Annotated in this window: 21 protein-coding genes and 1 riboswitch; of the genes, 10 read left to right on the forward strand and 11 right to left on the reverse strand. The window is 60.8% G+C overall.

The window, feature by feature from the left end:
- Positions 1-362 precede the first annotated feature (362 nt).
- Complete coding sequence (locus AACS24_RS15585) at positions 363-854, forward strand: RNA recognition motif domain-containing protein (protein WP_041210845.1); 492 nt, start codon at positions 363-365, stop codon at positions 852-854.
- 7 nt (positions 855-861) lie between these two features.
- On the opposite strand, the gene murI is transcribed toward AACS24_RS15585, so the two are convergent.
- The 3 genes from murI to nhaR all read right to left on the reverse strand — a co-directional run bounded on the left by murI (position 862) and on the right by nhaR (position 4,817).
- Positions 862-1,665: a glutamate racemase gene (gene murI, locus AACS24_RS15590; protein ID WP_108571234.1), complete on the reverse strand. Its 804-nt coding sequence runs from the start codon at positions 1,663-1,665 to the stop codon at positions 862-864.
- A 109-nt stretch (positions 1,666-1,774) separates the two neighbouring features.
- A complete protein-coding gene (locus AACS24_RS15595; RefSeq protein ID WP_108571235.1) occupies positions 1,775-3,649 on the reverse strand; it encodes a TonB-dependent receptor domain-containing protein in 1,875 nt (624 codons plus the stop codon).
- A gap of 52 nt (positions 3,650-3,701) precedes the next feature.
- Positions 3,702-3,879: riboswitch (cobalamin riboswitch) on the reverse strand.
- A 35-nt stretch (positions 3,880-3,914) separates the two neighbouring features.
- Positions 3,915-4,817, reverse strand: a complete 903-nt coding sequence (gene nhaR / locus AACS24_RS15600) for a transcriptional activator NhaR (RefSeq protein WP_108571236.1) — start codon at positions 4,815-4,817, stop codon at positions 3,915-3,917.
- A gap of 109 nt (positions 4,818-4,926) precedes the next feature.
- On the opposite strand from nhaR, the gene AACS24_RS15605 reads away from it, so the two are divergent.
- The 4 genes from AACS24_RS15605 (at position 4,927) to AACS24_RS15620 (ending at position 7,854) form a co-directional block, all read left to right on the forward strand.
- Positions 4,927-5,853 carry a sodium-dependent bicarbonate transport family permease gene (locus tag AACS24_RS15605; RefSeq protein ID WP_108571237.1) on the forward strand — a complete coding sequence of 309 codons (927 nt, stop codon included), beginning with the start codon at positions 4,927-4,929 and terminating at the stop codon, positions 5,851-5,853.
- 4 nt (positions 5,854-5,857) lie between these two features.
- Complete coding sequence (locus tag AACS24_RS15610; RefSeq protein ID WP_033138869.1) at positions 5,858-6,160, forward strand: P-II family nitrogen regulator; 303 nt, start codon at positions 5,858-5,860, stop codon at positions 6,158-6,160.
- A gap of 63 nt (positions 6,161-6,223) precedes the next feature.
- Positions 6,224-6,733, forward strand: a complete 510-nt coding sequence (gene purE / locus AACS24_RS15615; protein ID WP_108571238.1) for a 5-(carboxyamino)imidazole ribonucleotide mutase — start codon at positions 6,224-6,226, stop codon at positions 6,731-6,733.
- Positions 6,730-7,854, forward strand: coding sequence for a 5-(carboxyamino)imidazole ribonucleotide synthase (locus AACS24_RS15620; RefSeq protein ID WP_108571239.1), 1,125 nt, complete (start codon positions 6,730-6,732; stop codon positions 7,852-7,854). The genes purE and AACS24_RS15620 overlap by 4 nt, the downstream gene beginning before the upstream one ends.
- A gap of 70 nt (positions 7,855-7,924) precedes the next feature.
- Here AACS24_RS15620 and AACS24_RS15625 read toward each other — a convergent pair whose 3' ends face one another.
- The 6 genes from AACS24_RS15625 to fabV all read right to left on the reverse strand — a co-directional run bounded on the left by AACS24_RS15625 (position 7,925) and on the right by fabV (position 14,855).
- Positions 7,925-9,115, reverse strand: a complete 1,191-nt coding sequence (locus AACS24_RS15625) for an L-lactate MFS transporter (protein WP_181364200.1) — start codon at positions 9,113-9,115, stop codon at positions 7,925-7,927.
- Positions 9,116-9,224: 109 nt separating this feature from the next.
- Positions 9,225-9,968, reverse strand: a complete 744-nt coding sequence (locus AACS24_RS15630) for a LytR/AlgR family response regulator transcription factor (RefSeq protein WP_108571240.1) — start codon at positions 9,966-9,968, stop codon at positions 9,225-9,227.
- Entirely contained in the window at positions 9,962-11,635 is a 1,674-nt protein-coding gene (locus tag AACS24_RS15635; RefSeq protein WP_181364201.1) for a sensor histidine kinase, read from the reverse strand. The genes AACS24_RS15630 and AACS24_RS15635 overlap by 7 nt, the downstream gene beginning before the upstream one ends.
- An 81-nt stretch (positions 11,636-11,716) precedes the next feature.
- Positions 11,717-12,901: an NAD(P)/FAD-dependent oxidoreductase gene (locus tag AACS24_RS15640; RefSeq protein WP_162518095.1), complete on the reverse strand. Its 1,185-nt coding sequence runs from the start codon at positions 12,899-12,901 to the stop codon at positions 11,717-11,719.
- Positions 12,902-13,050: 149 nt separating this feature from the next.
- Positions 13,051-13,575: a non-heme ferritin gene (ftnA, locus tag AACS24_RS15645; RefSeq protein WP_033138862.1), complete on the reverse strand. Its 525-nt coding sequence runs from the start codon at positions 13,573-13,575 to the stop codon at positions 13,051-13,053.
- Positions 13,576-13,667: 92 nt separating this feature from the next.
- Positions 13,668-14,855, reverse strand: coding sequence for an enoyl-ACP reductase FabV (gene fabV / locus AACS24_RS15650; protein WP_108571243.1), 1,188 nt, complete (start codon positions 14,853-14,855; stop codon positions 13,668-13,670).
- Positions 14,856-15,256: 401 nt separating this feature from the next.
- Between fabV and AACS24_RS15655 the strand changes: the two genes are divergently transcribed.
- Complete coding sequence (locus AACS24_RS15655) at positions 15,257-15,694, forward strand: universal stress protein (protein ID WP_033115287.1); 438 nt, start codon at positions 15,257-15,259, stop codon at positions 15,692-15,694.
- Positions 15,695-15,886: 192 nt separating this feature from the next.
- Positions 15,887-16,900, forward strand: coding sequence for a tryptophan--tRNA ligase (trpS, locus tag AACS24_RS15660; RefSeq protein WP_108571244.1), 1,014 nt, complete (start codon positions 15,887-15,889; stop codon positions 16,898-16,900).
- Here the strand turns inward: trpS and AACS24_RS15665 are convergent.
- A complete protein-coding gene (locus AACS24_RS15665; RefSeq protein WP_108571245.1) occupies positions 16,879-17,838 on the reverse strand; it encodes a LysR family transcriptional regulator in 960 nt (319 codons plus the stop codon). The two genes, trpS and AACS24_RS15665, sit on opposite strands and share 22 nt — an antisense overlap.
- A gap of 91 nt (positions 17,839-17,929) precedes the next feature.
- Between AACS24_RS15665 and AACS24_RS15670 the strand changes: the two genes are divergently transcribed.
- Both AACS24_RS15670 and AACS24_RS15675 read left to right on the forward strand, forming a co-directional pair.
- Complete coding sequence (locus tag AACS24_RS15670; protein ID WP_181364202.1) at positions 17,930-18,829, forward strand: DMT family transporter; 900 nt, start codon at positions 17,930-17,932, stop codon at positions 18,827-18,829.
- A complete protein-coding gene (locus tag AACS24_RS15675; protein ID WP_098981153.1) occupies positions 18,814-18,975 on the forward strand; it encodes a hypothetical protein in 162 nt (53 codons plus the stop codon). The genes AACS24_RS15670 and AACS24_RS15675 overlap by 16 nt, the downstream gene beginning before the upstream one ends.
- Positions 18,976-19,103: 128 nt before the next feature.
- On the opposite strand, the gene AACS24_RS15680 is transcribed toward AACS24_RS15675, so the two are convergent.
- Complete coding sequence (locus AACS24_RS15680; protein WP_108571250.1) at positions 19,104-19,562, reverse strand: DUF6314 family protein; 459 nt, start codon at positions 19,560-19,562, stop codon at positions 19,104-19,106.
- 43 nt (positions 19,563-19,605) lie between these two features.
- Here AACS24_RS15680 and AACS24_RS15685 point away from each other — a divergent pair.
- Positions 19,606-20,239 (forward strand): EamA family transporter (locus AACS24_RS15685; RefSeq protein WP_108571247.1); only part of this gene is annotated, 634 nt, incomplete at its 3' end.

A 20,239-nucleotide genomic window follows, 5' to 3' on the forward strand; every position in this document is an offset into this window, starting at 1 on the left:
GCGCCCACCTCATCAAGAGGCTAGCTCATCAGTTCGGCGTGTTCCGCCGTGCTGGTAGGGGCGCATTATAGGGAGCCGCGCCGCGATGACAATAGTTTTTTTGAAGAAAATCACGAAAATTTCAAATTATTCAATTAGAAACAGCTTACTCAGTGTATATATACAAGGTTATCCACAATCCGGCTATTTCACTCCCCTTTTAGCGTCATTTATATCGCCGCCAGAGCCTTTGGGAGTGCCATACTGGAGCCGATAACCTCTTCCGAGTGGACCATGGTAGCGCCAATCAGGAAAGCTGGTTACCATGGAGGTGAATACAGTGTTGCACCTTTTTTGCTTTCATTTACAAAAGGTCTTTTAAGATGAATTTATCCAAGTTTCCCGTCTATATGCAGGCCGCAATCCTTGCTCTGGTATTGGCAGTGGTTGGCTACCTGGTTGCCCAGGCCCTGCAATTCTCTTTGAAAGCGGAAGTCATTTTTGCAGCAGGTCTGGCGATTGGCGGTTTTGTGGTACCGCTGCTCCTGAAAAGAACCCCGGCTAATGCAGCTGAAGCGATCGCCAATCAGGAGACTTGCACCTTATATGTAGGCAACCTGCCATATCGCGCAAACGAGATTGCCGTGCGCGAATTGTTTGCCGAACAGGGCCAGGTTATTTCCGTACGCCTGATGAAGGACAAGGCAACCGGCAAGCGCAGAGGATTTGGTTTCGTCGAGATGCCTGCTGCCGATGCAGCCAAAGCGATTGCCGCATTGAATGACAAAGAGTATCAGCAGCGTACCCTCAAGGTACGCGAAGCGAACGACAAGCGAGACAAAGAGGAGAAGGAGGGTGGTGAAGTCGAGGCTTGATCCCTCGTCAGAACCCCACCTCTTCCAGTGATGACAGCCCCCATGCTTGCAAGGGGGCTGTCAGTTTTTGGGCCTCCCCATCCAGCCGGGTACAGTAAGCCCTGGCAATCACCTCTTCTATATATACAGGCTGCACAGTGGTATGCCCGCCATTGTTCAGCAACCAGGCCACCCGTTTGGCAACGGCACTACCGGAATCAATTAACTGACATTGCGGCATAAGCTGCCCAATCTCTTCATTGAGTAGCGGGAAGTGAGTGCAACCGAGCACCAGCGTATCCGGCTTCTCTTCCCCTTCCAGCCAATCGGCCAACACCTCGCGCAGCAACGCCATATTGACCGGCAGGCCCGCCAGCTTGTGTTCGGCTTCTATTACCAGCTCGGTGGTGCCCTTGAGCAGCACCCGCTTGCCGGGGGCAAACTGGGCGATCAGTTTGTGGGTATAGTCGCGACTCACCGTGCCCGGCGTAGCCAGCAGACCGATACAACCATTGCGAGTCTGTGCAGCGGCGGGCTTGATGGCTGGCACCACCCCCACCACGGGAATATCCAGCGCCTCACGTAAGGCCGGCAACGCTATGGTACTGGCCGTGTTGCAGGCGATCACCACCAGATCGATCCGATGGCGGGCCACCATGGTGGTAACCAGTCGGCAACAGGCTGCGATGAGAGCGGGCTCGCTCAATTCACCATAGGGGAAGTTGGCGTTGTCGAAGCAGTAGAAATAGTTGTGTGCCGGCAAGACGCGACGGATCTCGCGGTAGATGGTCAGGCCACCCATACCGGAGTCAAACACGAGAATATTGGCCACTTGACCTCCCCCTTTGGTGCAAGGCGGCGATCATACTCCCGCCTGCTGCCAATAGAAAAGGCCCTGCCAATGGCAGGGCCCCTGATTTTTCCGCTTGGCCGGATCCGGCTTAGAGTGAGTAATCCATTGTCACGTAGTAAGCGCGCTCATCGGCAGGATAACCCACCGCCGTCTGATAGTGCTTGTCCAGCAGGTTGTTGATCTTGCCCGATACCTTGAGTTCTGGCGTCACCTTGTAGCCGACGGCCAGATTCCAGAGGCTGTAACCACCCAGTTCGGTAGTGTTGGCCACATTGCCATAGCGCTCACCCTGATAGATCCAGCTCAACGAGCCATCAAACTGTTGCCACTGCGCCTGCGTAATCCACTTGGCCCCTTTGCGGGAGATCAGCTGCAACTGTTTGTCGGTCACCTTGTCTTTGGGATCCTTGTACTCGGCAGAGACCCGATGGCTCAACCAGCCGGTGTCGAACTCCCCTTCCAGCTCGACCCCTTCAATGCGTGCCTTGCCAACGTTTTGTGGTGATGACCCACCATTACCATTAGGGGCCCACTGGATCATCTGCTCGAAGTCATTGCGATAACCTGTCATGCGCCACTCGACACCCGCAGTTTGACCGTCCAGCATCAGCTCGCTGCTCTTCGACTCTTCCGGTTCCAGGTTGGGATTACCTGGCATGGATTTACTGGGGTAGTAGAGATCATTGAATGTTGGGGCCCGGAAACCGGTGCCGTAACGGGCACTCAAGCGGTAATCCTCCACAAAGCGCCAGCCTGCACCGGTCTGCCAGGTGTTGTGGCGGCCATACTGTTCATTGTCATCGCTACGGCCGCTCAACTCTGCCTGCCAGGTCTGGTTATCGAACTGGGCCAGGGCATAGACCCCGGTATTGTCCCGTTCCTTGGCCCCTGCCGGATAGGGAGAGCCAGAAGATCGCGAGCGATCGTCCAGCATATCACGCTGCCAGTCAGCCCCGCCGCCGAGCGTCCACAGCTCGTTCAATTTCAAGCTGTTGACCCAGTTCAGAGTGTATTGACGGGTATAGCCACGATCATTGGCCTGATCGCGGCCACTGTTGTCCTGATAGTCGTAGGCATCCTGTCTGGAGAAGGCGCCACGCAGTTCGCTCAGATAGCGCTCGTTGTGATAGCGGGAACCCAGCTGATAGCTCTGGTTTTCAGTCCAGGTCTCGTTGCGCTGATGGGTGGCTGGACCCCAGGCTGAGGCAGTGGAAGAGCGATCGTACTGGGCCACATTGCGGAACCAGCGGGTCGTACCGAACAGATCCCAGTTGCTGCCGAGCGCCTGCTGATAATCGAGCATGGCGTTGTAACCACGATGCCCGTGACGGTCGCCATCGTTGATGCCGGGCAAGGGGTGTACGTTGTAACCCTCTTCATCATCAAAACCGCCAGCCACCTTGAGCTGACCAGCCTCGCCCACCTGACCGGTGCTGCTGAAAGAGGCCTGGCGTTGTTGATGAGAACCGGCCCCTACATTGAACTTGTGCTGGCTCGCCCCCTTGTCGGGACGGGTAATGATGTTGATCACCCCGCCGATGGCATCGGAACCGTAAATGGTAGCGCGCGGGCCACGAATGTATTCGATGCGTTCCACCTGATTGAGCGGCAGGTTGTTCAGTTCGGTCATCCCTGCGGTCAAAGAGGCACTGCGCACCCCGTCCACCAGCACCAGTGTCTGGGCAGAGGTGCCGCCACGCACCCGCAACGTGCTCATCTGGCCACGGCCGCCATTGCTGACCACTTCCACACCGGGCAGGGTCTTGACCACATCGGTCACGGTCTGGGCTTGCAGACGATCGATCTCGTCCCGGGTCACCACATTGACCGGGGCCAGAACGCTGGAGGCAGGTTGGGCGACGCGGGTAGCGGTCACCACCATGGTGGGATTAACGGGAATGGTCAGCTGCTGGGCAAACGCCGCCGTCGGCAACAGGGCAGCCGCCAGAAATTTCTTCGACATGAGAGATCCTTAAGTTCGCGTAAGTATCTACTTCGTGGCCGGTTTCTCTCGGCCCGAAATACGAACTCTGGCAGGTCTTCGGGCTCGGGGGCTGATAGCCTACGGCGACGGCTTCCCGCCTGACGGCAGTGCCCTGATGTCGCTTCGTTCCCCCTTACCGCTGCGCGCCAGCTCCGGATTTTCACCGGATTCCCTATTAAGCATGATGCGCCAAAGCGGGAGGATTATAGGCAGAGCCAAGCTGGATGTATAGCCATCCAGATTTCTATTTATTGCCAGCCAGCGCCGCCAGCCGCTGCTGGGCCCCCTCCATCACCGCCTGCACCCCGGGATGGGAGAGATGGCGCCCTGCCGAGACCAGATAGTAAGAGAGGGTGACGTCGGCCAGGGTCGCAATTCGCTCCACCCCGTAGAGACGGCCAATCTCGTCGGCCATCGCCAGCGGCGCCGGAAAAATCCCCATCCCCGCCTTGCCGAACGACTTCATCAGGGTGGAGTCATCAAACTGCCCCACCAGATGGGGATGAATACCCTGCTGGCGATACCACTCCAGCAGCCGATCGTGAGTGGCCGACTTCTCTCCGGGAATAAGCAGCGGCAACCCCTCCAGCGAGGCGGGAAAGCCATCCCGTGCCCGAGCCGCCAGCTCGGGGCTGGCAAACAGCGCCAGCGGGCTGCGCCCCAGCTCGTGGTTATAGCCGCGCACGCCGCTGTCGGGGGGAAGCGGGCGATCAATCAGCACCATGTCGAGTTTGTGGCGGGCCAGCTCGCTGAACAGCTGCTCGGCCTGCTCCTCGTGACACACCAGCCGCAGCGGGGTCGCCAGCGCCATGGCAGGGGCCAGCAGCTCGAACGCCAGAGTGCGGGGTACCGAATCGGCGATCCCCACCTGCATGGTCAGCTCTTGGCTTGCATGGCGCAGGGTGTGCTCCAGCTCGGCGCCGAGCGAGAAAATCGCCCCCGCCTGCTCCTGCGCCTGCCGTCCGGCGGCAGTCAGCACCAGACGCCGTCCCACCCGGTTGAACAGAGCCACCCCGAGGGACTGCTCCAGCTCGGCAACCTGACCGCTGATGGTCTGAGGCGTGAGGTGCAGCTGTTCGGCGGCTTGCGTCACGCTGCCGCTACGCGCCACATGCCAGAAGTAGTAGAGCTGTTTGTAGTTGAGCATGCCGTTCCCTATCAGTTTTTACCGAACAACCATCAGCGAGAATCTGATTTTATCGAATCATCGCGGGCTCTAGCATGCAACCATTATCTGAACTGCCCTGCGAACCATCATGCTGGACGTCGTTGTACTCTTCTTTCTGTTTGGTCTGCTGGCCGGTCTGATGCGCTCCGAGCTCAAACTGCCGCCCGCTCTCTACGACACCCTCTCCCTCTTTTTGCTGCTGGCCATCGGCCTCAAGGGCGGCGTCGGTCTGGCCCAGCAATCCTTGCAGCCCCTGCTGCCACAGCTGGCGCTGGTGATCCTGCTCGGCGTGGTGCAAACCCTGCTCGGCTTTGCCCTGCTGCGCCTCAAGATGAACCGGGTCGATGCCGCCGCCACCGCCGCCCACTACGGCTCGGTCAGCGTCGCCACCTTTGCGGTCGGGGTGAACTGGCTCACCGAACGGGGCATCAGCTTTGAATCCCAGCTCTCCATCTTCCTCGCGGTGATGGAGATCCCGGCCATTCTGGTGGGCATAGTGCTGGCCCGCGGCATCAGCCGCGAGACCCGCTGGCGCATGCTGGCCCACGAGACCTTCCTCGGCAAAGGGGTAACCCTGCTGCTGGGCGGCATGGCCATCGGCTATCTGGCCGGGACGGACGGGATTGCCCCGCTCAAACCGCTGTTTGTCGACCTGTTCAAGGGGGCGCTGGCGCTGTTCCTGCTGGAGATGGGCCTCATCGTCGCCCGCCAGTGTCAGGGTCTGCGCCGCCACGGCCTGTTCCTGCTCGGCTTTGCGCTGTTGATGCCGCTCGTTTCAGCGGGACTGGGATTGGCAGCTGGCCAGCTGATGGGGCTCTCCCTCGGCGGCCTGACCCTGCTGGCCACCCTGGCGGCCAGCGCCTCCTATATTGCCGTGCCGGCCACCATGCGCATCGCCGTGCCTCAGGCCAACCCGGGGCTGTCCCTCAGCGCCGTGCTGGGGGTCACCTTCCCGTTCAACATCATGCTGGGGATCCCGCTCTACCACAGCTGGGCCCGCCACTTCACGGAGTAGCCACATGCAGACCGAGACCCGCACCCTGCTCACCATCATCACGGAAGCCAATCTGGAGCCTACCCTGCTGCGCACCCTCACCCGCGAGGGGCTGCGCGGCTACACCATCACAGATGCTCGCGGCCGCGGAGATCATGGCGAACGCAACGCCAGCTGGAGTGAGAGCGGCAACATCCGGCTGGAGGCGATCTGCAGCCGGGAGCAGGCGGAGCGGCTGCTGGCCCACTTGCAGAGTCGCTACTACCCCGACTACGCCATGATCGCCTTTCTGCAACCGGTCGAAATCGTGCGACCCGAGAAATTCTGAGCCGGCTTGCCGGCTCTTTTTGTTCACCGAAAGCAAACGTTTAACTGCAAGGATTCAGAAAAAATGAACACCCCTCCCCTGATCGGCCTGGTAATGGGCTCCGACTCCGACTGGCCCGTGCTGCAGGCTGCCGCCCGCATCCTCAAGGAGTACGGCGTACCCTACGAGGCGCAGGTGGTATCGGCCCATCGCACCCCTGATCTGCTGTTCGAGTATGCCGCCACTGCCCGCGAGCGCGGCCTGCGCGCCATCATCGCCGGAGCCGGTGGCGCCGCCCACCTGCCGGGTATGGTCGCCGCCAAGACCACCCTGCCGGTGCTGGGGGTGCCCATCCCCTCCCGCCATCTCAAGGGGATGGACTCCCTGCTCTCCATCGTGCAGATGCCTAAAGGCGTGCCGGTCGCCACCTTCGCCATCGGTGAAGCGGGGGCCGCCAACGCCGCCCTGTTCGCGGTCTCCCTGCTCTCAGTCGCGCGGGATGACGATGCCCCCCGTTACCGGCAGCAGCTCGACGATTTCCGCACCCACGAGCGCGACCGGGTGCTGGCACTGCAACTGGAGGAGCCGACATGATAGTGCCCCCCGCTACCCTGGGCATGCTGGGGGGCGGCCAGCTTGGCCGCTACTTCGTGATGGCCGCCCACCGACTCGGCTACAAGGTGGTGGTGCTGGATCCCGACCCGGCCAGCATCGCCGGTGCCGCCGCCGATCACCATATTGTCGCCCCCTATGACGACAACGCCGCCCTGCACGATCTGGTCAGCCGCTGCGATGCCATCAGTTGCGAGTTCGAGAACGTGCCCGCCGCCACCCTAGCGCTGCTCGAAAAACAAAAGCCGGTGTGGCCAGCCGCCAGCGCTGTGCGCATCTGTCAGGATCGCCGCGAGGAGAAAGCCTTTCTGCGTGGGGCCAACATCCCGGTCGCCCCCTATCTGGCGCTACTGCCGGGAGATCCCATCCCCACACAGGCCTGCGAACTCTTGCCCGCCATTCTCAAGACGGCCCGCGAGGGGTACGACGGCAAGGGGCAGTGGCAGGTCGGCAATCTGGACGAACTGGCGACCGCGCTGACTGCCAGTGGCGTACCTTGCGTACTGGAAAAACGGCTGGCGCTGGAGGGGGAATTTGCCTTGACCCTGGCGCGCAGTCCGGGTGGCGCCATCAGCGCCCTGCCGCTGGTACAGAACTGGCACAGCGGCGGCATTCTCGATCAGACCCGCTCCCCGGCCAATGTGTCAACGCTGGAGCGCGAAGCCAAGGCGATCGCCGAGCGGCTGATTGCCGCCCTCGATTACGTGGGGGTGCTGACGGTGGAGTTCTTTCTGGTGGAAGGCCGCTTGCTGGTCAACGAGCTGGCGCCCCGCCCCCACAACTCGGGCCATCCCAGCCTCGACAACGCTGCATGCAGCCAGTTCGAGTTACAGGTACGGGCCCTGTGCGATCTGCCGCTGTCGGAGCAGATCGCCGTGCGTCCCGCCCTGTTAATCAACCTGCTGGGGGATCTCTGGCAGAACAGCACGCCCGACTGGGCCGCCCTGCTGGCACTGTCCGGTCTGCATCTGCACCTCTACGGCAAGGGCGAACCCCGCCCCGGCCGCAAGATGGGCCACATCACTATCACGGGTAACGACTGGTCAACAGTGGAGGAGACCTGCCGCAAGGCCCGCCAGCTGCTGGGGCTAGCGCCACGTTGATCGACCATCGGAAATGCAAAGACCCGGGCATGGCCCGGGTCTCTGTTTTTGCTTGCTATGGCAAGGCTAATCAGGCCCGCTCCACCGCTACCGGCGCCGGCAGGCGGATGGTGAGGGAGAGCACCAGCGCCACCACCAGCAACACCAGGATCAGGTTGAAGGTCGCCATAAAGCCGCCAAACAGGGAGGCCACGATGGAGCCGATGATGCTGCCCAGACCAAAGCCCAGATAGATGACGCCGTAGTTCTTGGTCAGGTTGTTGAGACCGAAGAAGTCGCTCACCAGCGAGGGGTAGACGGTGATGGTGCCACCGAAGCTGAACGCTACACAGGCAACCGCCACGAAGAACAGGTTGGCATTGAGCGGCACGAACAGCAGCAGCGCCATGCCCGCCAGGGTAATCAGCTGTGCAATGGTGATGACCCGGATGCGGGACATCTTGTCGGAGAGGATACCCAGCACCAGACGGCCACCCAGGTTGGCCATGGCGATGATGGCGACGGCATTGGCAGCGACGACAGCAGGCAGACCCACCATCTTCTCGCCGATATCCTTGGCCACGCCGATGACGTAGAGGCCGCTCATGCAGGCGGTGAGGAACATCAGCGCCAGCATCCAGTACTGCGGCTTGCGCATCGCCTCGGCCAGGGTGAAGTCACGGCTCTCGCTCTGCTGCACGGAGGCGGCCTGCTTGGGCGCATCCTTCATCAGCATGCCGCCCACCAGCACCATGGACATGGCGATCAGCCCCCACAGCTGGAAGGTGGTCTCAAGGCCGGAGCTGGAGAGCAGCAGCAGGTTGATGTATTTGAAACCGAGGCTGCCGAGACCATAGGCACCAATGGAGCAGGCGGAGATGAGCCCCTTGCGCTCCGGGAACCACTTAACGCAGTTGGAGAGGGTCATCAGGTAGCCGGTGCCGTCGGCAAACCCGACCAGAATACCCGCGCAGAGGTAGAGCATCGCCAGATTGCTGGCGTGGGCGGTGAGAAAGAAACCGATGCCTAGCAGCACACCGGCGCCCAAGGTCACGTTGCGCACCCCGAACCGCTCCTGCAGCTTGCCCGCCATGGAGGAGGCGACCGCCAGCGAGAGGCTGAGCAGGCCGAAGGCGAAAGCCACCTGACTCACCGGCTCGTCCAGCTTGTCGGAGAGCTGGGCGTTGAACAGGCTCCAGGTATAGACAGAACCCAGTGCAAACTGGGTGATGATGGTACCGAGCAGTGTCAGGTACCGGGTGCGGTTCATCTCTTTGGTCATGATGCGTCTCGGTCGATGGCCTTAAGGAAATTGAGGCCACTATAGGCAAGACGCAGCTCGCGCCGATCGATTAAGGCATGAAATGCAGATCGGCGGGAATGAATGACAATCAGAGCCGCATCAGCTGACGGAACGCCTTGATGTTGCTGCGACTTACCGGCACCTCGAACGGCAGATCATGGAGTCGGATGAGATAGGTGCTGTTAAACCAAGGGACTATTTCGCGGATCTTGTTGATGTTGACGCAGTAGGAGCGGTGGCAACGGAAGAACCCCTCGGCCGGCAGGCGGCTGACAAACTCGCTGATGGTCATGGTCATCACGTAGCGATCATCGCGGGTGTAGACATAGGTGAGCTTCTCGTCGGCCTCGGCGTAGTAGATCTGCTCGCAGGGGGTGACTATGATGCGCTCCCCCTTCACCAGATTGACGGTGCGATTGTGGGGGCTGCACCCCTCGCCGCTCGCCTCCCCCGTGGTGACTGGCTGCGACTTGCCCGCATGCTCGAGCTTTTGCAGCAGATTGATGATGCGCGGCTCGTTGTAGGGCTTGAGGATGTAGTCGAACGCCTCCAGCTCGAATGCTTCCACCGCAAACTCCTTGTAGGCGGTGACGAAGACGATGTGGGGCGGATGAGTCGACTTGTGCAGGTTCTTGGCCAGCAGCAGGCCGTCGATGGAGGGGATCTGGATATCGAGGAACACCACATCCACCTCGTGATCCTGCAGGTATTTGAACGCCTCCAGCCCATCCTCGAAGCTCGCCACTATCTCGATGGTGCTGTGCTGGTTCACCAGATAGATCAGCTCCTCGCGGGCCAGATATTCATCTTCCACTATGATGGCTTTCAGCATGGCATCGACTCCTGATCCGGCAGATAGAAACTCACTTCGGTACCCGGCTCCAGCCGCTTAAGGTGCAGGCCGTCGCCATAGAGCAGCTTGACCCGCTGATGCACGTTCATCAGGCCGATGCTGCGGCTCTCCACCCGACCGGCGGCCACCCCGTCGATCACCGCCTGACTGATGCCGTAACCGGTGTCTCGCACCGCTACCCGGATGCCGCCCGCCAGCTGTTTCACCTCGATGGTGACCCGACCCGGCGCGCTGCGGGGCTGGATGCCGTGCAGGATGGCGTTTTCCACCAGCGGCTGCAACAGCAGGCTCGGCACCTGAATGTGCACATCGTCCACCTCGAACACCACCTCCAGCTTATCGCCGAAGCGGGCCTGCTCGATGGCCACGTAGTCGCGCACCTGCTGCAGCTCCTCCTGAATGTCGATCAGCTCATCCCCCTTGTTGAGGTTGTAGCGCAGGTAATCCGCCAGATTGGCGATCAACTGACGCGCCTGCTGGGGCCGGATGCGGATCAGCGACGAGATGGCGTTGAGGGCATTGAACAGGAAGTGCGGGTTGATCTTGCTCTGCAGCGCGGTGAACTCCGCCTTGCGGGTCATCTCCTTGAGCTGCTCGATGCGCGACACCTCCATCTGGGTGGAGATGAGCTGGGAGAGCCCCACCGCCATCTCCCGCAGCGAGCTGGTGATGCTGTGGGTGCGACGGTAGTAGATCTTGAGGGTGCCGCTCACCGCGCCGTTTTCCCGCAGCGGAATAATGATGACCGAGTGGAAATCGGAGAGGTGATACTGGCGCAGATCATTGTTGATGATGATCTGGTCGAGCAGCACCGCCTGCTGGGTCATGCCGCTGATGGCGTGGTGCTCCTCCAGCTCGTAATAGTCCTTGCCCACCCCGACATAGGCCAGCACGTCATGGGTATCTGTGATGGCCACCGCATCGGCGCTGATATCGCGCCGGATCACATCGCACACCTGACTGAGAGAGTGGCGATCGATATTCTGGAAGAAGGGCAGCGTCTTGTTGGCGATATCGAGCGCCAGCTTGGCCTGCTTGGCGGCAATCAGCTCCTTTTCGTCATCCAGATCCTGCACCAGCTTGATGATGAGACCGATACAGAGCGCCCCGGCAATCATCGGATAGGCGATATGGTTGACGATCTCCACCCCGACTTCGTGGGGCTCGGTCAGCAGCCAGATCAGCAGCATGGTCAGCCCTTCGCAGAGCATCCCCGCCAGAATACCGTAGAGCCAGAGCCGCGACTTGCGGCAGCGCAGGTGCAGCCAGGTGGCGAGCAGACCGGCAATGATGCTGGCGATGAGGCAAGGGATGGAGGTGTGACCATCCATATCGATGAGATAGCGGTGCAGGCCGGAGATCACCCCGGCCGGAATGCCGACCCAGGGGCCGAACAGGATGCCGCCGGAGATGATGGCGATGATCCGCACGTTGATGAGGGCCCCCTCCACCGGAATGCCGGTGTAGGTGCTGAACACCGCAAACAGACAGAAGATGGAGGCCACCAGCACCAGCTCGGCCGGGGTGTGATCCCGCTTCTGGAACAGCCGCTGGAACGGCCGGGTGCGGGTCAGGAAGAAGAGGGTCATCAGCATCAGCGCCGCCCGTTCGAACACCGCCAACAACATCATCTGATTCTCAAGCATCTGCGCCCCCTTGCGGCAACCCGACCGATCACCATAACCCTGACCAATAAATCGGGGCCGGATAAACCAGCCCCAGTGACATCAACAGTACTGCCCGGCCACCCAGCCGGAGGACCAGGCCCACTGGAAGTTGTAACCGCCAAGCCAGCCGGTCACATCCACCACTTCGCCGATGAAGTAGAGGCCGGGCACCTTGCGTGCCTCCATGGTTTTGGAGGAGAGCTCGTTGGTGTCGACGCCGCCCAGAGTCACCTCAGCAGTGCGATACCCCTCGGTGCCATTGGGCAGGATCTGCCAATCCCCCAGCAGGTTGGCCACCGCTTCCAGCTCACGCTCGTTGTACTGGCGCATCGGCTTGCTGACCAGCTGTCCCAGCTCCACCAGCTTGTCGACGAAACGCTTGGGCAGCTCGCGCCCCAGCACGGTTTTCAGCTCCTGCGCAGGGTGCGCCTGCGCCCATTCGCGCAGGGCGGCTGGAATATCCAGCTCCGGCAGCAGGTTGATGTGGATCTTCTCACCGGCGTGCCAGTAGGAGGAGATCTGCAGGATGACGGGGCCGGAGAGGCCGCGATGGGTGAACAGCATCGCCTCCTTGAAGCGGGTGCCATCCTCGGCGGTCACCGCTACCGGCAGGCTGATGCCCGCCAGATCGGCGAACGCCTCTTTTTCTGCCTGATGGAGGGTAAAGGGCACCAGACCGGCACGGGTCGGCAGCACGTTGAGGCCGAACTGCTCCGCCAGCTTGAAGCCATAAGGGGTAGCACCCAGCTTGGGCATGGAGAGTCCACCGGTCGCCACCACCAGCGAGTGACAGCCGATCTCACCCTTGCTGGTGGTCAGCACGAAGCCTTCGTCCTGTTTGCTGACGGTGAGGATCTCGGTCTGGAACTGCAGGGTCACCCCGGCCCAGTCGCACTCGGTGAGCAGCACATCGACGATCTCCTTGGCACTCTCGAGGCAGAACAGCTGTCCCAGAGTGCGCTCGTGATAGTTGACCCCGTGGCGATCCACCAGATCGATGAAATCCTGCTGGGTGTAGCGAGCCAGCGCCGACTTGCTGAAGTGAGGATTGGCGCAGAGGTAGGCGTGAGCGCCCGCCTGATGGTTGGTGAAGTTGCAGCGGCCACCGCCACTGATGAGGATCTTGCGGCCCGGCTTCTTGGCGTTGTCGAGCACCAGCACGGAGCGGCCACGGTAGCCTGCCTGCGCCGCACACATCAATCCGGCCGCACCGGCCCCAATCACCACCACATCGACCTGCTTCATCATCACTCACTTATCAAAATAGAAACGGCACTTGGCCTGAACCGTGATTGCCTCTGGCTGACATAACAACGGAGAGTGCGCACCAGAATAAATAACGGCCCTTAAAAGGGCCGTTATTGTACTGGCTGAACACTAAGTGTCCACGACTATCAGGCGTTGCTGTCCATGATGCTGGCAGGGGCACCCTTGGCCAGTTCGGCCAGCTCCTTGTCGATGAAGTAGAGGCCTTTGCCATCTTCACCCACCAGACCCAGACGGTCGACGATGCTCTTGAACAGCTTCTCCTCTTCATGCTGCTCGGCCACATACCACTGCAGGAAGTTGAAGGTGGAGTAGTCCTGAGTGGTGAAGGCCACGTGGGCCAAGCCATTGATGCACTTGGTGATGTGGTACTCGTGTTCCAAAGTGGCGCGGAATACGTCGCCCAGCGACTTGAACTCGTGGGGAGGGGCATCGATGGCACCCAGTTTTGGCATGGCGCCGGTCTCGCTCACATAGGTGAACAGACGCTCCATATGCTGGCGCTCCTCGACCGCGTGCTGGCGCAGGAAGGTCGCCGCCCCTTCAAAGCCCTTGTCTTCGCACCAGGCGCTCATCTGCAGATAGAGATTGGAGGAGTAGAACTCCAGGTTAATCTGCTCGTTCAACTTCTCGATCATGGCTTGGGCCAGCATCTTGTTTCTCCTCAGTGATTTGGTATCGATTGTCGCCACACTCCCGCCATGAATCAACCCGCCAACGAGAGGGAGATCCCGTTTCTTTCAGCTCAGGGGGTCAGCTCGCCAAGGGAGGCGACATCCACTGGTGCACCGTAATCGACGCCCGGCAACTCGAAGCCGTTGAGCTGCATGAAATCTTGGCGCAGCCCGGCAAAATCCCCCAACCCGTGGAAATTGTCCGGCGTCACCTTGGGCCAGAGTGCCGAAACGGCGGCCTGAATGGCCGGGTCAAGCTCGTGGTCATCCATCCGGATCAGCCGGTTGCCATCAGCCACCACCCCATTGGGCCCGTACATCTTGGCGGCAAACAGTCGCTGCATCTGCTCGATGCAGCCCTCATGGACACCACGCTCCTTCATCACCCCCATCAGCAGGCCGAGGTAGACCGGCAACACAGGAATATAGGCGCTCGCCTTGGTCACCAGCGCCTTGCAGACCGACACCCAGGCATGGCCACCAATCTCGGCCAACTGCAGGTTGATGGTCTCGGCGGTAGCGTGCAGATGCCCCTTGGCATAACCGATGGTGCCATCCCGATAGAGGGGATAGGTGGATTCGGGGCCGATGTAGGAGTAGGCCACAGTTTGCGCGCCGGGCGCGAGACAATCCGCCTGCTGCAACGCCTGCATCCAGAGCTGCCAATCCTCGCCCCCCATCACGGTGACAGTATCGCGGATCTCCTCCGGGGTGGCGGGCGCCAGCGACTGCTGCACCAGAGTATCGCGCTCCAGATCCAGCCCCCAGCCGCTGAACGGCTGGCCTGTAGTCTTGAGCACAGAGCGCACCTGCGTGCCATCGGGCAGCACCCGGATGCCGCTCGCCAGCGAGTAGATCACCAGATCCACCTGCCCCAGCTGCTGACGAATGGTGTCGATGGCCTGCTGGCGCATGGCATCGGAGAAGGCATCACCGATCAGGTTGATGGCGGTACGCCCCTCCTGCTCTGCCTCCTTGCGAAACCAGATGTTGTTGTACCAACCGGCGCTACCCAATCCCTTGTCGGAGGGGCCCCGCTCGAACGAGATGCCAATGGTGTCGGCACCGGCACCGAAGGCGAGCGCAATACGTGACGCCAGCCCGAAACCGGAGGAGGCCCCCAGCACCAGCACCCGCTTGGGCCCGTTGAACGGGCCAGCCGCCTTGATGCGTTCGATCTGCTGCTGCACGGCGGCGCGGCAGCCGATGGGGTGACAGTTGCGGGCTACACAGCCCTGGATCTGCGGATGAATGATCATGAGAAGGCCTCCAAAGAAACTGGCTACAGCATAACCAACTCGCGGGAGATTAACTTGATACCGGATCGCTATCAGCAAGAAAAGCAGCGGGGAATGAGGCAGAAAAACAAAAGGGAGCACGTGGCTCCCCAAAGCGGTATTCAGATGCTTTTTGTTGTTTTGTGTTCATTGCGAAGCACGGGCCCATCCTATGCCTCTCCCCCCTGATCGGCAAGCCGAGGGGTGTGACCGGCTTCAAACTCTTGTTTAATTTACAGGCAAATAATGGTTAATAACTGAGTGGCTGACCCTGTGCCACAGGAAATTAAACTCATTTAAATCCCAAAACTGTGCCTGAGACACCATTTTAGTTTCAGCAGAGATTGGTATAGTGGGCTGAAGGATCGGTAAGGAGAACCCCCATGAGTGGAACAACCTATTACAAGCATATTCTGGCCGCGATCGACCTCTCTGAAGATAACCGCAAGGTGATCGACAAGGCGGTGGACAGAGCCCGTTCCAACGGCGCCAAGCTGTCGGTTATCCATGTCGATGTGGACCTCAAGGATCTCTACACCGAAATGATCGATATCGACATCGACAACGTGCAGGATCAGGTGATCGCCGAAGCGAAAGAGAAACTGGAGTCCTTCCTCGCCTCGGTGGACTATCCCATCGAGAAGAAGCTGGTGATCTGCGGCGATCTGAGCGAGCGGGTCAATCAGGCGGTCAAGGAGTACGAGATCGACCTGCTGGTGTGCGGCCATCGCCAGAGCTTCTGGAGCCTGCTTACCTCGAGCGCCCGTCAGCTGATGAATACCGTACCGTGCGATCTGCTGGTCGTCCCCTTGCAGAAGTGATGAAACCGGCGTAGTTTGATTTGCTATGAACATGACCGCATTCAATCACAACTACTGGTGGTGCTGCTCCTAAACAGGCGGCACCGCGTTTCTATTGTAGATTTCCCAAAGAAAACACCGTGACCGCCGAGAGGCGGTCAACTGTTTTTATCCCTTTGTCGCCTCCCGGCTCACCCAACTGGAGAGAGTGACATGCACAACCCCGTTATCCTGACTGGCGATCGTCCCACCGGCAAACTGCACATCGGCCACTATGTCGGTTCCCTGCGCCAGCGCGTCGAAGCCCAGCACCACTACCGTCAATTCGTGATGATCGCCGATCTGCAGGCGCTGACCGACAACGGTCACAACCCGGCCAAGGTGACCGACAACGTGCTGGAAGTGATGGCCGACTATCTGGCAGTCGGCCTCGATCCGACCAAGACCACCTTCTGCCTGCAGAGTGCCCTGCCCGCCCTCGCCGAGCTGACCTGCTACTACCTCAATCTGGTCAGCGTCGCCCGGCTGGAGCGCAACCCCACCGTCAAAGCGGAGATCCAGCAGAAAGGGTTCGAGCGCACGCTGCCGGCCGGTTTTCTGGTCTATCCGGTCAGTCAGGCCGCCGACATCACCGCCTTTCGCGCCAGCCATGTGCCGGTTGGGGAAGATCAGCTGCCGATGCTGGAGCAGACCAACGAGATCGTTCGCCGCTTCAACTCACTGGTGGGCAAAGAGGTGCTGACCGAGTGCCAGCCGATCCTGAGCGACACCGGCCGCCTGCCCGGCATCGACGGCAAGGCCAAGATGTCCAAGTCTCTCGGCAACACCATCGAGCTCGGCATGTCGGCGGAAGAGGTCAAACAGGCGGTGTTCGCCATGTATACCGACCCCAACCACCTCAAGGTGAGCGATCCGGGTCAGGTGGAGGGCAATACGGTGTTCGCCTATCTGGATGCCTTCCACCCCGACAAGGAGCTGGTCGCCGAGATGAAGGCTCACTATGAGCGCGGCGGACTGGGGGACATGCGCTGCAAACAGGTGCTCAACGACTGCCTGCAGACCCTGCTCGCACCGATGCGGGAGCGCCGTGAGGCCGCCATCGCTGACAAGGAGAAGCTGCTGGATCTGCTCTATCGGGGCACCGAGCAGGCCCGCATCATCACCGACGAGGTCTTGGCTGAGGTGAAAAGCGCCATGGGGCTCGACTACTTCGCCAGCATCCGCTGAGTCGGCGTACCGAGCGCATCGGCGCCGTAGAGGTCATACACCAACTGGTGCAGCAGGCTCTTGAACCAGCTGATCGCCTCGTCATGGGCGGTCAGCGGGTGGCCCGCCATCAGATAGACGATGGGGATCTCCGGGTCCAGCTGATGCATCCGCAACGGGTAGTAGCGGCAGAAGTGGCGCCCGATCATCTCGGGCACCACCACCAGATAGCGGCCGGTCGCCATCAGCGGCGGCACTGCCATAAAGCTCGGCAATCTGACCCCCAGCTCCCGCTCCACCCCGAAGCGGGCCAGCCAGAGCTCCACCATCGCCTGGCTGTGGCCCCAGCTGGAGGTATGGATATGGGGGCGGCTGACCAGCTCGACCGGAGTCAACACGTCGGGCAACTCGCTGCCAAGGGGCGACAGGCAGACCAGCGGATTGCTGAACCACTCCTCGCGCCAGAGACGGGGAGAGAGGTGGTTGGCACCGGCAAAACCGATCACCAGATCCAGCTCCCCCTTCTCCAGCTCCCGCTCGTAGTCGCTGTCGGCCAGTTCGCACACCTCCAGCCGGCAGTGGGGCGCAGCGCGGAACAAACGATCCACCAGCAGCGGCACCAGTCCGTGCTCTACCGAACCCGGGGTGGCGATGCGGAAGATCCGCCGCGCACTGGCAGGTTCGAATCCCTTGGCCTGACGCAGCCCCTGCTCCAGCATCGCCAGCGCTTGGCGCACCGGCCCAGCCAACGCCTTGGCGCGCTCGGTCGGCATCATCTCACGTCGGCTCATCACAAAGAGAGGGTCATCCAGCGCGATCCGCAACCGACCCAGCGCATGGCTGACGGTGGATTGAGAGAGATGCAGCCGCTCGGCGGCGCGAGTGACGTTGCGCTCCTGCATCAGCATGTCGAATACCGCCAGCAGGTTGAGGTCGAGGCGGGAGAGAGAGCTATCCATCGATATTAGCCATAGTTGAATGCCAACAATTCATTTTTACCATAGTAACAGATTGCCTAGAATGCGCAGGCTTAATACATCGGAGATTAAAATGCGTAGCTATCTGTTATTGCTGGCCATCGGCCTGCTGTGGGGTTCCCAGTTCATTTTCATGCACCAGGCCGTTGCCGAGCTGCCCCCCATTCTGGTGGCTGCGGGTCGTGCCCTGTGCGGCAGCCTGACCCTGGGTCTGCTCTGCCTGTTTATGCGCCTCAAGAGTGAACACACCCCGTGGCGTACCTACATGCTGATCGCCCTGCTGGATGCCACCATCCCCTTCATCATGGTCGCCTGGGGCCAGCAGTACGTGGATAGCGCCATCGCTGCCGTGGTCATGGGTTGTATCCCGTTTGTGACCATTCTGGCTGCACCGCTGTTTATTTCTGGTGAAAGAATCACCAAAACCGGTCTGCTTTCCGTGATCATCGGCTTTGCCGGTGTGCTCACCCTATTCTGGCCAAAACTCTCCCAGGGCATGAACGCCGGTCTGCTCGGTGCCATGGCCATCCTGCTGGGCGCCAGCTGCTTCGCCATCGGTCTGCTGATGATCAAGCGCTTCGCCAAAGACCACCCTGTGGTCGTTGCCCGCAACATCCTGATCTCCTCGGCAATCCAGTTGCTGCTGGTCGCACCCTTCATGGTTGACCTGAGCAATCTGACCCTGCCGAGCAGCCAGGCCCTGAGCGCGATTACCGTGCTAGGTACCCTCTGTACCGGTCTGGTCTACTTCCTCTACATGGCGCTGATCCAGAAGGCCGGCCCGACGTTCGCCTCCTTCAGCAACTATCTGGTGCCGCTGTTCGGCGTGATGCTGGGCGCCCTGTTCCTCGGCGAACAGATCCACCCCACCACCGGCGTGGCACTGGCCCTGATCCTCGGCTCGGTCGCCATGAACCAGTGGGCCCAGCAGCGTCGTGTACAGCGTGAGGCAACCCTATGTCAGGCATCTTGACCACCCTGTGCGGCGGTCTGGTCCTAATTGCCGGCTGGCAGTATCGCCAGCGACTGGCGGGCGTACTGGGGCTGTTGATGGTACTGCTGCCCTGGTTCTTCGATAGCAAGCTGCAAGCCATGCTGAGCTATGCCCTGAGTGCCTGAATAGCTTTTCTGAGTGTGTGAAGAGAGTTCATCTCTCCTGTTTTTTGGGACTGTTTTAAAAAAAACCTCCGATTTGTCCCCCGCTACCGGCGCTCTGCGCCGGTTTTTTTATGCCTGCTTGCCGCCACTCACATCCGGTAGCGGTAATCGATCCGCTCGTTCTTGCGCGGCCCGGTGATCTGCCAGCTCAGTAGAAAACCGCCGTCGATCTCGGTCAGCTCGGCGCTGTAGTGATCCGCCCCGCACAGATGAGGCTCGGCGGTCAGCCAGCGGCCATCCCCCTGCGGCAGCAGCTCGAACAGTTCGACCGGCGCTTCATAACGCAGGTGAGAAAGGCGGATCCCCTGCTCACTGCGCTGCCACCAGAAGCAGTTGTGCATAGTGAGCACCCGGCCATGGGGCGTGGTGTAGCGGCCCTGCTCGCTAAACAGCCAGCCCCCCTGATGATCGGTCACCTGCACACGCCCCTCGCCCCGACCATTCCAGTCGGTCGCCGATCCCTCGCCATTGCTGGCGGTGAAGCCAAATGCTCCGACCTGTGGCAATCGTGCCCATAAACGCTGGATTGCCGCTTCCATCTCGGCCATCATAGCCCCCTCAAAAATTGACAACTGATGACAAATCAACCACATGAACTACTTGATAGGGGTCACCCTGCTCTGGTCATTCTCCTTCAGCCTGATCGGGGTCTACCTCGCCGGTCAGGTGGATGCCTACTTTTCGGTGCTGACCCGCATCGCTCTCGCCACCCTCGTCTTTCTGCCCTTCCTGCGCCGCCGCTGGCTACGCCCAGCTCTGGCAGGCAAGCTGATGGCGCTGGGCGCCATCCAGCTCGGCATCATGTATATCTTCTACTACCACTCCTTCCTGCTGCTGACGGTACCGGAAGTGCTGGTCTTTACCATCTTCACCCCCATCTACGTCACCCTGCTCCACGACCTGCTTGAGCGGCGCTTCAATCTCGCCTATCTGTGGGGAGCCCTGCTGGCCGTCGCCGGCGCAGCCGTGATCCGCTTTGACGGGCTGACCGAGAGCTATGCGCTGGGCTTTCTGGTGGTGCAGGGAGCCAACCTCTGCTTTGCCATGGGTCAGGTGGGCTACAAGGTACTGCTGGCGAGGGAGGCGGAGCAACCGCCACAGCTGGCGATTTTCGGCTGCTTCTATCTGGGGGCGCTGGTGATCGCCCTACCCGCCTGGTGGTTGCTGGGCAAACCCCAGTACCCGAACAGCGGGCTGCAGTGGGGCATTCTGCTATGGCTGGGGG

This window comes from Aeromonas sp. HMWF016 (assembly GCF_963878195.1).
Lineage (GTDB): Bacteria > Pseudomonadota > Gammaproteobacteria > Enterobacterales > Aeromonadaceae > Aeromonas > Aeromonas lacus.

What these genes read in the sequence shown, in the direction of transcription:
- AACS24_RS15585 (WP_041210845.1), top strand. Translation starts at nt 363, where the DNA reads ATGAATTTATCCAAGTTTCCCGTCTATATGCAGGCCGCAATCCTTGCT.
- AACS24_RS15595 (WP_108571235.1), bottom strand. Translation starts at nt 3,649, where the DNA reads ATGTCGAAGAAATTTCTGGCGGCTGCCCTGTTGCCGACGGCGGCGTTT.
- nhaR (WP_108571236.1), bottom strand. Translation starts at nt 4,817, where the DNA reads ATGCTCAACTACAAACAGCTCTACTACTTCTGGCATGTGGCGCGTAGC.
- AACS24_RS15605 (WP_108571237.1), top strand. Translation starts at nt 4,927, where the DNA reads ATGCTGGACGTCGTTGTACTCTTCTTTCTGTTTGGTCTGCTGGCCGGT.
- AACS24_RS15610 (WP_033138869.1), top strand. Translation starts at nt 5,858, where the DNA reads ATGCAGACCGAGACCCGCACCCTGCTCACCATCATCACGGAAGCCAAT.
- purE (WP_108571238.1), top strand. Translation starts at nt 6,224, where the DNA reads ATGAACACCCCTCCCCTGATCGGCCTGGTAATGGGCTCCGACTCCGAC.
- AACS24_RS15620 (WP_108571239.1), top strand. Translation starts at nt 6,730, where the DNA reads ATGATAGTGCCCCCCGCTACCCTGGGCATGCTGGGGGGCGGCCAGCTT.
- AACS24_RS15625 (WP_181364200.1), bottom strand. Translation starts at nt 9,115, where the DNA reads ATGACCAAAGAGATGAACCGCACCCGGTACCTGACACTGCTCGGTACC.
- AACS24_RS15630 (WP_108571240.1), bottom strand. Translation starts at nt 9,968, where the DNA reads ATGCTGAAAGCCATCATAGTGGAAGATGAATATCTGGCCCGCGAGGAG.
- AACS24_RS15635 (WP_181364201.1), bottom strand. Translation starts at nt 11,635, where the DNA reads ATGCTTGAGAATCAGATGATGTTGTTGGCGGTGTTCGAACGGGCGGCG.
- AACS24_RS15640 (WP_162518095.1), bottom strand. Translation starts at nt 12,901, where the DNA reads ATGAAGCAGGTCGATGTGGTGGTGATTGGGGCCGGTGCGGCCGGATTG.
- ftnA (WP_033138862.1), bottom strand. Translation starts at nt 13,575, where the DNA reads ATGCTGGCCCAAGCCATGATCGAGAAGTTGAACGAGCAGATTAACCTG.
- fabV (WP_108571243.1), bottom strand. Translation starts at nt 14,855, where the DNA reads ATGATCATTCATCCGCAGATCCAGGGCTGTGTAGCCCGCAACTGTCAC.
- AACS24_RS15655 (WP_033115287.1), top strand. Translation starts at nt 15,257, where the DNA reads ATGAGTGGAACAACCTATTACAAGCATATTCTGGCCGCGATCGACCTC.
- trpS (WP_108571244.1), top strand. Translation starts at nt 15,887, where the DNA reads ATGCACAACCCCGTTATCCTGACTGGCGATCGTCCCACCGGCAAACTG.
- AACS24_RS15665 (WP_108571245.1), bottom strand. Translation starts at nt 17,838, where the DNA reads ATGGATAGCTCTCTCTCCCGCCTCGACCTCAACCTGCTGGCGGTATTC.
- AACS24_RS15670 (WP_181364202.1), top strand. Translation starts at nt 17,930, where the DNA reads ATGCGTAGCTATCTGTTATTGCTGGCCATCGGCCTGCTGTGGGGTTCC.
- AACS24_RS15675 (WP_098981153.1), top strand. Translation starts at nt 18,814, where the DNA reads ATGTCAGGCATCTTGACCACCCTGTGCGGCGGTCTGGTCCTAATTGCC.
- AACS24_RS15680 (WP_108571250.1), bottom strand. Translation starts at nt 19,562, where the DNA reads ATGGCCGAGATGGAAGCGGCAATCCAGCGTTTATGGGCACGATTGCCA.